This is a genomic window from Kaistella polysaccharea (assembly GCF_020410745.1).
Lineage (GTDB): Bacteria > Bacteroidota > Bacteroidia > Flavobacteriales > Weeksellaceae > Kaistella > Kaistella polysaccharea.
On sequence record NZ_CP084528.1, the window covers coordinates 2,514,423 to 2,526,924 of the forward strand.

The following is a 12,502-nucleotide window of genomic DNA, read 5'->3' on the forward strand; positions in this document are numbered from 1 at the left end:
GAATTACATTATCTCACGAGCTTTCTCTTCCAGTCTTAATTTTTCAGCTAAATATTTTAAGGTCAGAATATTTATTTCCACAAAAGGTGATCAGATTTTTGTTTCCTAAGAGTTTTGTGAATTTTTCTTTTTATTATGCCGAAACCTTTTAACAGAACCATTACCCTTTATCATATTTATCAGCAATTATTGCCGTTCATCAAACCTTATCGGGTGATGATGTATGGTACGCTTTTTCTCACATTTATTGGCGCATTGTTGGCGCAGGTAAATCCGCTTGTTTTAAAATACACGGTTGATGAAGTTACTTCATTAACACAACTGCCCGATCCGATGTCCGAAGGCGTTCATGTTTTGGTCATCATTTCAGCGATTTTATTGGGTAAAGAACTTTTAAACATCTTTATTCAATTTGGCCAAAAATTTTATGGCGAGAAAATCAGAATCAGCACCAGTTCAGTTTTAGCGCAAACTGCGATTGATAAGATTCTAACATACAGCGTTGGTTTCTACACCAATGAAAATCACGAAACCGGAAAGCTTCAACAAAGAATTGATCGGGGAATTGAAAGTTTAACGAAGCTGGTTCAGAATTTTTTTATTGATATTTTACCGCTCTTCTCTAATGCGATTATAGCTTTGATAATCATGTATATGCAGAACGTTTACGTTGGTCTGGTTTCTACCATCGTTGTTCCTATTTACTTTACCATCAGTTCTTTACAAGCAAAAAAATTATCTGGTGTTCGTCGCCAGTTAAGAAATCAAAGGGAAAAGAAAACGTCCGGACTTTTGAATCTTATTAATTCGATCATGGTAATTAAAAGTTTCGTTCGGGAAAAATTTGAAGGCAAAAAACAATACGATTTGCAGATGCAATTGATGGAAAGCCAGTTGTTTACCCGAAGAACGAACTTTATTTATGATGGATTAAAAACTTTTATTGAGCAATTTGGCGTTGTTTTAATAATCCTTCTAACAGTTTATCTCGTTTTAGATGAACAGATGACGATTGGTGCAATTATGTTGCATATTCTTCTCTTTAATAATGTTTCTGCGCCTATTCGTCAGCTTCACCGTATTTATGATGACATGAATGACGCCATGATTTATGCTGAAGGTTATTTCGATATCTTGAACGCCGACGATCAAACAGAACCGACCGGAACTTATATTGAAGAAAACATCAAAGGTAAATTTGATTTGCAAAATATAGATTTTACTTATCCGAACGGGACGAAAGCACTTCACAATGTTTCGCTGACCATAGAAAACGGAAAAACCACGGCGCTCGTCGGATTAAGTGGCGCGGGAAAATCTACGGTCATTAATCTTCTTTGCAAATTCTATCTACCAGATTCTGGAAATATATTGTTGGATGATGTTAATTTAAACGATTTCGATAATACTGCTTTACGAAATGATATTGGTTTGGTGCTTCAAAAAAATCATATATTCCAGGGAAGTATTGAAGATAATATTCGGTATGGAAATATGAACGCGACCTTTGAAGAAATAGAAACTGCCGCAAAAAAAGCCTATCTCCACGATCAGATTATCGAGCTTCCTCAAAAATACGAGCACGATGCGACGCTACTTTCGGGCGGTCAACAACAGCGAATTGCAATTGCACGATTGTTTTTAAAAGATCCGCCAATCATCTTTTTAGACGAGCCAACCGCAAGTTTAGATGCGATCGCAACGGAACAAATTAAAAACTCCTTAGACGCCATAAAAGAAGGCCGAACTGTGGTTATTATTTCCCATTCGTTGTCGCAGATTTTAGATTCAGATAAAATTTATGTCATGAAAAAGGGCGCTGTTGTAGAAAGTGGAACACATGACGAATTGGTAAGTTTGCACGGCACTTATCGCGAAATATTTGATGCCTCGGCGCGAAGTCTAAATCTAGATAAACTCATGAGTTCTTTTAGTGAAAATTAAAATATAAAAATAAGTCAATGAAAAAATACCTGCTCCTTGCCCTAAGTACCGCCTTCATCATTTCATGTACAAAAGTTGAAGAGAAAATCAGTCAGGAAATAACGAAAACAAGCGATCATATTAATGAAACTGCACAAAATGCAGTGAAAGAAACGTTGCACGAAACCTTGAACAATTCAATTTCATCACTTGCAAATGCCGAAAACGCAGAATTCAAAGAAGTGTTTCCTACTGGCGATCCAACCATGATTTCTGAATTTAAAGGTAAGAAATTTACCTTTCCAAATGGCTCACCGGCTTTTCTGTTTAAATATAAAGCGGAAAAAGAAACTCTGCTTCCTTTTTTAGAAAGTCAGGAAACTTCAGATATTGGAAAATCTGATGAAACTGCCCGAAAAATTGATGGTCAGAGTTTTATTGATAAACTGAGTTTTGTGGAAAAATTTCTGCCGGAAAACACGATTGATATGTCTTTTTTACAAGACATTAAAAATGACAAGAGCATTGAATATTATAAATTAAAAAGATATCCGAATAAAAGTACCCTGATTTATAATCCAAAGACGCAGCAGGTTTATCAGTTTGTAGAAGTCTCAAAATAAGTCCAAATGTCAGAAAATCTAATTCAAAAAACCGTAGAATTTGTCAAAGATAAATTGCACGGTGCCGAAGCTGGTCATGATTGGTTTCATATTGAGAGAGTCTGGAAACTTTCCAAAAAAATTGCACAAACTGAGAATTGTAATGCAGTAGTTGTAGAGCTTGGTGCTTTATTGCATGATATTGCTGACCCGAAATTTCATGATGGTGATGAAGAATTGGCTCTAAATATTTCCCGCCAGTTTCTGGAAAATGAAAATGTTTCTGAAGAAATAATAGCGCAGGTTTTACTGATTATTAAAAATATATCCTTCAAAAACCGAAGTGAAGTTTCAGAAATTCCATCGATTGAATTACAAATTGTACAGGATGCAGATCGCCTTGATGCTATTGGCGCCATTGGTATTGCAAGGACTTTTAATTTTGGCGGCTTTAAAAATAACCTCATGTATCATCCCGATATTCCACCCGTACTCGACCAAAGTAAAGAAGAATATAAAAAATCCACTGGCACCACTATCAACCATTTTTATGAAAAGTTGTTGCTTCTAAAAGAGTTAATGAATACAGAAACCGGGCGAAAAATGGCTGAAGAACGCCATCTTTTTATGCTTTCTTTTCTGGAGCAGTTTTATAAAGAGTGGAATGCAGTGTAATTCTCTGACAAACTAAATTTTACAAGCGTAATCCTAATTTTATTTATCTTTGCGCCATGTTTTATCTCTTTGTTCTTTTGGCGATATTGCTTTCTGTAGCGTTGCTGTTTTCCCTCATCAAATCGGGACCTTTCAGTTCTTGGGCAAAAGCTTTTAGAATTGTTATGGTTGCAATAGGAACAGGAATTTTCACTTATCTTTTTATTCATAAAAGTCTGGATCAGTTTCGGGAGAATTCCCTTACGGTGCAACTTGTGAATAAATTGCCTTTTCCTTTGGATTTTTATATCATTAAAATTAATGATACGCCAGACGAAGAATTAAAATACGAAACAAATCACCTTGGTAAAATCAGAAATAATTTTTACCGGATCGAATATTTACAGATGGAAAAGTCAAATGAATTTTGGATCGGCGGATATATGGGAAAAAAGAATCTGGTTTATTTTTCCCAACATTCGGTGCCGAACAAAAATGAAGATCAGATTATTGAAGTGCGCAATTACATTGTTCAAAGTTCAAAACTCGCAGAAATTGCGAAGAGTAGAATAGATGACCTGAAATTCGAAAACATAAAAACTGCCATTTGGATGACTTTAAATATGCTCTTGCTGTTTTTAAATTTAGCCCTTCTCCTGCGCAAACCGAAACAAAAAATTCCGACTGCATTAGCCGGAATCTCCTGATTTATTTTGCTTTCTTTTCTTTCAAAGCTTCCTTATCTTTATCGGAAGGATTCCAGACTTTTATTTCGTCATTTTTAGTAATACCAGATAAAATCTGAACATTAATGCCATCGCTGGCGCCCAGTTTTACATTTACTTTTTTGAATTTCCCATCGGGTTGTTTTACTTCCACGAAAGAATTATCACGACCATTCACCTTTTCATATTGAATCAGGGATTCGTCTAAAAGCAAGGCATTTTTCTGAGAACTTAAAATGATTTCACCGTTTGCGGAAAAACCTGCACGAATGTATTCATTGGTTTTATTGAAAACATCACCTTCAATCGGGAATTTGATGGTTCCGGCTTCCTCAGTTCCTTTAGGTGCGATCATGGTAACGCGACCAGGGAAAGATTTATTCTGCAGAGCGCCAATTACAATATTCATATCCATGCCTTCTTTTAATTTTCCGGCTTGCGCTTCATCAATTGTACCTTCGAAAATTAGAGAATTCAAATCGGCGATGGAGCAGATCGTACTTCCAGCGTTAAAGGAGTTGGCTTCAATTACCTGGCTTCCTACTTTTACGGGAACTTCAAGTACGGTACCGTTGGCTTTCGAACGAATTTGTGTCGTTGCCAATCCGGCCAGTTCAGGAGTTGCTCCAGTTTTTGCGATCTGTAGGTTTTTTTGTGCCGTTTGTCTTTGCTGCTGAGCATTGCGAAGAACCTGTTGCGTAGACTGCAATTGCTGTTGGGCGGCAATATATTCCTGTTTAGAAATTACACCTTGCGAATACAACTGCTGTTGCATTGCAAATTGTTTTTGCTGTTGCGACACGTTAATTTGTGCATTGCTGATCTGCAAATTTGCATTGTTGATTTCCTGTGTAGCCGCGTTTACATTTTGAATGCTCGGTACAATTCGGATGGTTGCTACCAATTGCCCCGCGGTAACTTTGTCACCTTCGGTAACAAGAATTTTATCAATGATTCCCGAAATATTGGGCTTGATTTCAATTTCCTCCCGCGGCACAATTTTTCCGGTCGCCAAAACCTTATCATCCATATTTTGAACGAAAGCTTTTTTGGTAAGAAACTGTTCACTTTTTTCTGAATTCGAATTAACGAGGTAGCCGATTCCTTTCGCAAGTGCAAATAAAAATACCAATCCGAGAACGATGTAAATTATTTTTTTTGCTGTGAATTTCTTCTTCATATGATGAGTTCTATAGGTTTTATTAAATTTTATTCTGATCGTAAAGCTTCGATGGGTTTTATTTTTACGGCTCGCTGTGCGGGAATCATACCGATGATAAGTCCCAGAAATACCATTACCGCCATGGCTGCGAAAACTTCGCCATAATTTACAGTTGGATTATAGAACGGAAATTCATCTTGACCCTCTGTAACTGTATTTAAAATCATGAGTAGAAAAATACCGAATATAAATCCGAGCAATCCCGACGTAATCGTAATGACGACGCTTTCTAATAATATTTGATTTCTAACTTCGGCTGGTTTTGCGCCTAAAGCCCGCCGAATTCCAATTTCCTTCGTGCGCTCTTTTACGGTAATAAGTAATATATTTGAGATGGCAATTACACCCGCTAAAATGGTCAATGTTCCCACAACTATGGTCAGCAGCTGCATTCCTGTAAGAAAACCCGTTAATTTTCCGAATAATTTTCCCAGGTTAAAACTGCCGAAAGCATTTGTATCATCTGGAGAAACATTATATTTTGCCTTAAGCTCAGTTTTCACGGCTTCTTCCAGCACATTCAAATCAGCGTTATCTTTCCCTACGATGGCAAAAAAGCCTACTTTGTCACCATTATTATACATTTTGGTAAATGTGGTAAAAGGAATGTAGGCAGAATCGTCGCTTCCCATATTTCCGCCTTGTTGCTGAACTCTGAAAACACCAATAACATTAAAAAATAATCCTTTTACGGTAACCGATTTGCCGATAGGATTTTCATTTTTCTTGGCGTCGAAGAAGTTTTTATAAATTTCTTCTCCGATTACAATTACATTTTTATTGCCGCTGATATCTGCATCATTAATGTAGCGCCCATAAATTAATTTCTTTTCGGAAATTTTATTACCAACCGGGAAATCGCCATTTAAAGTGTAGGTTTCATTTTTTCCGTCTTTTGAAAAAAGCTCTCCGGGACTTCCAAAATTTCCGCGGGAACTTTGGGGCGAAATATAATCGATTTCGTGTATTCTTTGCTGTAGAACCTCAATATCTGGCAAATGCAAATCCATTTTTCTGCCTTTTGGAAAACCGTCGTAAGGAATAGTTGTATTCTGTGCCCAAAGAAAAATAGAATTGGTGGCGAAACCTGCGAATGCTTTGTCAAAACCGTTTTCCATTCCTTTAGCAGCTCCCAAAAGTGCTACGAAAAGGAACATGCCCCAGCCGACACCGATCATGGTGAGAAAAGTTCGAAGTTTATTATTCCGTAAAGAATGATAAATTTCTTGCCAGGTGTCTAATTTAAATATGATGTTCATATTCGGTTTTTAGGTAATGGTTTTTTGATTACTATTTTAAAAATTGGGTTTACGATTTTCAATTTTTAGAAATAGATTGTTCCGTAACAAATTATTAATTCCATTTAAATTTCTATTCCGATCTCAACGCTTCTATCGGTTTTATTCTACTTGCTTTAAAGGCGGGAACAAATCCTGAAATTAAACCAGCGATGATCAAACAAACAAAAGCGACTATAATCAAACCCCAACCAACGCTAGGATCTTTGATGAAGTATTTTTCTAAACGATCTCCAATTAAGGTTAATGTTAAGATGCCCATACCAACTCCTATAATTCCTGAGATTACTGTAATAACAACACTTTCCTGAATAATTAGAGCTACAATTGCTTTGGGTTTTGCACCGATTGCTTTTCGAACGCCGATTTCTTTGGTACGTTCTTTTACGATATAGACCATGATATTGCTAATGCCAATAATTCCTGCCAATAAAGTTCCTAAACCGATAAAACCAACAATTAAGGTAATGATTAATAAAAATTGAAAGGTTTTTTCCAGATTTTTAGCATTGTTATTTACGCGCAGTGCATTTTCATCGTCGGGTGATATTTTCAGATCTTTTTTGAGTTGTTTCTCTAAATTATCACTGTAAGCAACTGCATCTTTTGGGGACATTGTGGGATCGTAGGTAATGAATATCCGGCTTAAAGTATCTGATCCTTTTTTTAATTGCTGCAACGTTGAAAGTGGAATGCTTATCATTCTTTCGTCCATATCGCCGCCGTCATCAGAAAAAACGCCGATCACCTTAAACATGGTTCCATTTAGATTTAAATCTTGTCCAACCGGTGAACCATTTTTAATTAAATCCCGCTGTACCATCCGGCCAATTACAGCCACCTTCTGCTTTAATGCTACGTCGCGTGAATTGATGAATCTTCCGTCTAAAACACTTCGATTTTCGATAAAAGGTTCTGCAGGATCTGAGCCGTTCACTTGATACGAACCGCTTTCCCTGCCATATTTCACCAACATATTTGTGGTATATCTGGCAGAAGCATGCTCTATTTTTTTAGGATCTTCAGCAGTAATATCGTCATAGTTCTGATTTTGCAGAACGACTTTTCTGTTGGTTTGTAAACCATCAAATGCGATGGTTGTTTTTCCGGTGGAGATTGAAATTAAATTGGTGGCATCACGTGCAAAACCTTCTGTAAAGGCATTTTTTAAACCATTTCCAATACCAAATAATACAATGAAAATATATAATCCCAACGCTACCGTAAAGCCAGATAGTACCGTACGCAGAACATTACTGCGAATCGATTCAAATATTTCTCTCCAACGGTCAAGGTCAAACATATTTTTTTACTGTAATTTTAAATATTTATTTTAATAAAAAGCAAATTCTTTTAGGCTAAAACTCTTTGGGTGATGAATTCGTCACTTTCAATAATTCCGTCTTTCAGAATTACATTTCTTTTGGTTTCCGCTGCCACATCAGGTTCATGAGTTACTACGATTACTGTTTTTCCTCCGCGGTTAATTTCCTGCAAAAGTTTCATAATATCGTAGGTGGTTTTAGAATCTAATGCACCCGTGGGTTCATCGGCAAGAATTATTTTGGGGTCGGTAATTAAAGCTCTCGCAATAGCAACACGCTGTTTTTGTCCCCCAGAAAGCTCGTTCGGTAAATGGGTAGCCCAATCGGCTAATCCTACCTTATCTAAATATTCCATGGCGCGCTGGTTTCTTTCTTTTCTGGCAACATTTTGATAGTATAGCGGAAGCGCCACATTCTCTAAGGCGTTTTTATAACCGATAAGATTGAAGGACTGAAAGATAAAGCCTAAAAATCGGCTGCGGTAATCTGCGGCTTTTACTTCCGAAAGATGCTCAATCGGTATACCGTCTAACTCATAAGTGCCCGAATCTTTCTCATCTAATATCCCGATGATATTTAATAAAGTTGATTTTCCGGAGCCCGAACTTCCCATGATCGATACAAATTCACCTTCATCAATGCTCAGGTTAATACCTTTGAGTACGTGTAATTTACTTTTACCGGTGTCGTATGATTTATTGAGATCCTTTATTACTAACATTAAGTGGGCGGGATTTTATTAATATAATGAGTATCGAGTTTCTTTTTTTTGTTACAGCTGAAGGGAGCATTATTTTTGGCAGCTCTATATTTAATGTTTGTGTAATTTAAATTATGATATAACCATTTGAAAAATGAAAATGATCTTTCCACTAAACGGGCAGCAAGTCTAAAGCAATGTCCTCGTCAATTCTACCGAGGATGAGTGAATGCAAAATGTAGCTAACCTATTCAACATGTTCACCTTCAAATGATTATTATGTTTTCATAATAATAGATTTTTACAACTTTCCTAATGCGTAAATCTTGAATATAAAGGAAAAAGCATCTAAAAATTTTTATAACTAATGGAGATGTATAAGAATATATTTATTTTGTTTTAAGTCAATGGTTTAAAATATACATGTAATAAGATGGTTTGTAGATATTTCTGATTTTTTGTTTAAACTATTTATTTACTTCTAATTTAGCATGTTAATTAATTTTGGCAGAAAAAACACCCATTCTGATTTTTTTTGTTTCACAATATATATTATATTTACCGCGTCAAACTATATTTCAGATAGAATGACGACTTACATACAAATGATGAAATCAAAAAATTAACTTCTAATTTAAAAACACACACTTATGAAATTTAGATTTTTATTCTTTCTAATTTTAGCGATGGTCGGCTTTGGTTATGCCCAGTCCGTTGCTCCAGCGCCACAAATTGGCGATTTTAGATCCATAGCCAGTGGCGAGTGGACGAATCCTTCAACTTGGCAGATTTTTAACGGATCAAGCTGGGATAATGCGACTACAGAGTATCCCGGAAAAGATACTACGTCTTCGTCACAAGCAACTTACAGAGTTTTTGTAGAACCAGGTACTGATGTTTCTGTGTCTACCGAACAAGTATATTATTTTGGTAACCTCTATATTTTGGCCGATCCAATTCCTACGCCTTTAAATGCGCTTACTGTTTCTTATGGGAAAGTAACTCTATTGAAAAATGGATCTGATAGGGGGCATTTGAGTTTATTGGGAAATAATCAGGATGTGGTTATTTTGGGTGGTATTTTAAATTTCGATGGCGAAATGACGGAATTAAAACTCAAATTGGGCGCAAGACTTGTTCTAAAATATTACAACGGTGCTGTTTGTGATACTGGAACAAATTTATTACAGCCCGAAAGAGCCGGAGCTACTGGGAACAAATTGATCAAATTTGTAGATGGCACAACTGAATACAATTACGCCGTTAGTGGTGGAGCTGGCAGTGCAGAATATACTTTTGCAGAGTTAAACTGCAAAGGTGGTTCACTTGGCGTAGTTCCAACTGCGACTCTTAATCCTGTTTGTTCAGGGAAAACAACTATTCTTAGTGCTACTCTCGCAGGGTTTGTCTCTGTAGCAGATACAGCAATTCCAAAACTTTTTGTTTGGAGTTTAATAAGTGGTCCAACCGGATACACCTTTCCAGACACAACTGCTAGTACATTAGCGGATTTGAGTCTCACCCTTACAACACCAGGAACGTACGTTTTCAATGTTAAAGTAGCATATCTCTCAGTTTTAGGGTACACAATTTCCGCGAATCAGACCATTACTATTGAAGTTTTGGCAGCTGATAATCCGCTATGTGGCGGAGGATGTTTCAAAGATCCTGTTCTCGATACTGTTAAGCATCCGTCAAATCACGGAATTACCTCTCTGAAAAGAGCAGGTGCAGATAATCCAGACAACTGGCCAATGGTTAGAGAGAGTGCTTATACCGTGCTTGAATCCAATACCAAAGGATTTGTTATTAATAGATTATCGACTACTCAACTTAATGCTATTGCTACCGCTGGAAACGGTGTTGATGGAATGATGGCATATGACACTACGGTAAAATGTCTTAAAATTTACGTAGTAGATGCTGATCCTGCTAAAACTGGCTGGTTCTGTTTCACAACTCCTGCATGTCCAACTTTATAGCAACTAACTTTAAACACAATCATTATGAATAAATTATTCACATCAATTTTGATGACCGCCATACCAGTTCTCGTCTTTTCTCAGGTCGTAATTGCGCCGAGACCAGGTCAGACTGCTCCAACAAATTCTTCGGTTTCCCTTGAATTTGGAAATGATCAAATGAAAGGAATTGTAGTTCCCTATGTAAAAGCTTCTTCTGCACAAACACCTGTACCAGACGGTACTTTCATTATGGATCCTTCAGATAACATTCTTAAATTCCGCCAAAATGAAATGTGGAGAGATCTTACAGGTCCGGCAACGAAAACAAATGCTGTAGATACTTCGATACAAAACGGCAAAATGGGAAATGTAAGAGCAAAAACTGTTATTGGCGTAAATAATCAAACCGATATTACACCAGGAATTTTAATTCTTTCAGATACTGATAAAGCTATGATCCTACCGAAAGTTGCTCTTCCGCATTTGATGATCAAAAATCCAGCTGCCGGAATGATGGCGTACGATACCGTAAATAAACAATTGGCTGTATTTAACGGAACTCAGTGGAGTTTCTGGAAAGCTACACGTCCATAAAAACATCAATATTTCTTCGGTTAGTTTTTTATAATTGACTCAGAAGAAACATCATATTTAGAATCCCAATCTTTGATTGGGATTTTTTTATTAAGAGCTTGTTTAGCTCTTAAAGCTTATTTAGAGGTAGACTTTTTAAAACTGTTTAAATAATAAAGCCGATAATAGGTCATCTGTTTTCTGGAAAGTGATAGAATGCTTTGGTAGGGCGCAGTCTGTGTGATTGTGGAAAACTTTTAAGGCTTATACTCAGTTAATTAATCTTTCGGGCTTTCTATATCAGTTTTCATTTTCTATTTTTGTAAAGATCACAGGGTTCATCTGGCGAAACACTTTTTTGCCGCGTTTCTGTATTAAATCATTATCAATCACGAATTTACAGCCACCGTTTTTAAAAGAAACGGAAATAAAAAAAACGATATTATGGGAATTTTTGACAAGAGAGTAGGATATAAGCCATTTGAGTATCCAGAGATTCTACAATTTGTAGAAGCGATTAATAAATCCTTCTGGGTTCATTCTGAAGTAGATTTCACAGCAGACGTTCAGGATTTCCAATCTCAACTGGAGCCTCACGAAAAAAATGCGATTAAGAACGCTCTTTTGGCCATCGCTCAAATCGAAGTTTCTGTAAAAACGTTTTGGGGAAATCTCTACAATCACATGCCGAAACCGGAATTGAATGGATTGGGCGCTACCTTTGCAGAATGTGAGTTTCGTCATTCCGAGGCGTATTCCCGTTTATTAGAAGTCTTGGGTTACAACGATTCTTTCAGTCAAGTGGTGGAAATTCCAGCGATCAAAAAGAGAATCGATTTTCTATCTAATGTTTTGAAACACGCCAATTCTACAACTCCGAAAGAATATGTTTCTTCGCTTTTGTTGTTCAGTATTCTGATAGAGAATGTTTCGCTCTTCTCTCAGTTTGCGATTATCTTGTCTTTTACCCGTTTTAAAGGCTATATGAAGAACGTTTCGAACATTATCGCATGGACTTCAGTTGATGAGCAGATTCACGCCAACGCGGGTATTTATTTGATCAATAAAATCCGCCAGGAACAGCCCGATTTATTAACCGATTCAGATATTGAAGATATTTATACTTTGGTCGACCATTCCATCGATGTGGAAGAAGAAATCTTGGACTGGATTTTCGAAATGGGTGAAATCGATAATGTGAGCAAAGAGAATTTGTTGAACTTCATGAAATTCCGTGTGGATGACAGTTTGAAGAAAATCAATATGAAAACCCGTTACAACATTTCGCCGGAACAATACCGTCCGATGGTTTGGTTTGAGGAAGAAGTTTTCGCCAATTCAATGGATGATTTCTTCGCCAAAAGACCGGTGGATTATACCAAACACGACAAGAGTATTACTTCGAACGATTTGTTCTAGTTTTATTTGGGCGCCTTTTTCCGCCTTCTACTCCCTCCCGATTTTAGATCGGGATTCACTCAAGTCGGGGCGTAGGTGGGAGTGTAGAATATAATTG

11 protein-coding genes are annotated in these 12,502 nt (G+C 36.8%); 7 read left to right on the top strand and 4 right to left on the bottom strand.

All coding sequences use genetic code 11. From position 1 onward, the window contains the following. Nucleotides 1-216: 216 nt before the first annotated feature. From LC814_RS11645 to LC814_RS11660, 4 genes are read left to right on the top strand one after another with little or no spacing between them, the layout of a single operon-like run. Nucleotides 217-1,944, top strand: a complete 1,728-nt coding sequence (locus LC814_RS11645; RefSeq protein ID WP_226065822.1) for an ABC transporter ATP-binding protein — start codon at nt 217-219, stop codon at nt 1,942-1,944. 17 nt (nt 1,945-1,961) lie between these two features. Then, nucleotides 1,962-2,546, top strand: coding sequence for a hypothetical protein (locus tag LC814_RS11650; protein ID WP_226064103.1), 585 nt, complete (start codon nt 1,962-1,964; stop codon nt 2,544-2,546). Nucleotides 2,547-2,552: 6 nt separating this feature from the next. Further along, nucleotides 2,553-3,200: an HD domain-containing protein gene (locus LC814_RS11655; protein WP_226064104.1), complete on the top strand. Its 648-nt coding sequence runs from the start codon at nt 2,553-2,555 to the stop codon at nt 3,198-3,200. A 56-nt stretch (nt 3,201-3,256) separates the two neighbouring features. Beyond that, complete coding sequence (locus LC814_RS11660) at nt 3,257-3,886, top strand: hypothetical protein (protein WP_226064105.1); 630 nt, start codon at nt 3,257-3,259, stop codon at nt 3,884-3,886. Between the two features lies 1 nt (nt 3,887). On the opposite strand, the gene LC814_RS11665 is transcribed toward LC814_RS11660, so the two are convergent. From LC814_RS11665 to LC814_RS11680, 4 genes are all read right to left on the bottom strand, one after another. Continuing rightward, the gene (locus LC814_RS11665) at nt 3,888-5,084 is read right to left on the bottom strand and encodes an efflux RND transporter periplasmic adaptor subunit (RefSeq protein ID WP_226064106.1); all 1,197 of its coding nucleotides are present in this window, start codon (nt 5,082-5,084) and stop codon (nt 3,888-3,890) included. Between the two features lie 29 nt (nt 5,085-5,113). Beyond that, entirely contained in the window at nt 5,114-6,385 is a 1,272-nt protein-coding gene (locus LC814_RS11670; RefSeq protein WP_226064108.1) for an ABC transporter permease, read from the bottom strand. Nucleotides 6,386-6,497: 112 nt separating this feature from the next. After that, the gene (locus LC814_RS11675; protein WP_226064109.1) at nt 6,498-7,727 is read right to left on the bottom strand and encodes an ABC transporter permease; all 1,230 of its coding nucleotides are present in this window, start codon (nt 7,725-7,727) and stop codon (nt 6,498-6,500) included. Nucleotides 7,728-7,777: 50 nt separating this feature from the next. Beyond that, entirely contained in the window at nt 7,778-8,470 is a 693-nt protein-coding gene (locus tag LC814_RS11680; RefSeq protein ID WP_226064111.1) for an ABC transporter ATP-binding protein, read from the bottom strand. A gap of 629 nt (nt 8,471-9,099) precedes the next feature. Between LC814_RS11680 and LC814_RS11685 the strand changes: the two genes are divergently transcribed. The 3 genes from LC814_RS11685 (at nt 9,100) to LC814_RS11695 (ending at nt 12,405) form a co-directional block, all read left to right on the top strand. Beyond that, entirely contained in the window at nt 9,100-10,431 is a 1,332-nt protein-coding gene (locus tag LC814_RS11685; protein WP_226064112.1) for a phage tail-like protein, read from the top strand. Nucleotides 10,432-10,455: 24 nt separating this feature from the next. Continuing rightward, on the top strand, nt 10,456-11,007 hold the full coding sequence (locus tag LC814_RS11690) for a phage tail-like protein (protein WP_226064114.1): 552 nt from the start codon (nt 10,456-10,458) through the stop codon (nt 11,005-11,007). A 423-nt stretch (nt 11,008-11,430) separates the two neighbouring features. Next, nucleotides 11,431-12,405: a ribonucleotide-diphosphate reductase subunit beta gene (locus tag LC814_RS11695; RefSeq protein WP_226064115.1), complete on the top strand. Its 975-nt coding sequence runs from the start codon at nt 11,431-11,433 to the stop codon at nt 12,403-12,405. Nucleotides 12,406-12,502 lie beyond the last annotated feature (97 nt).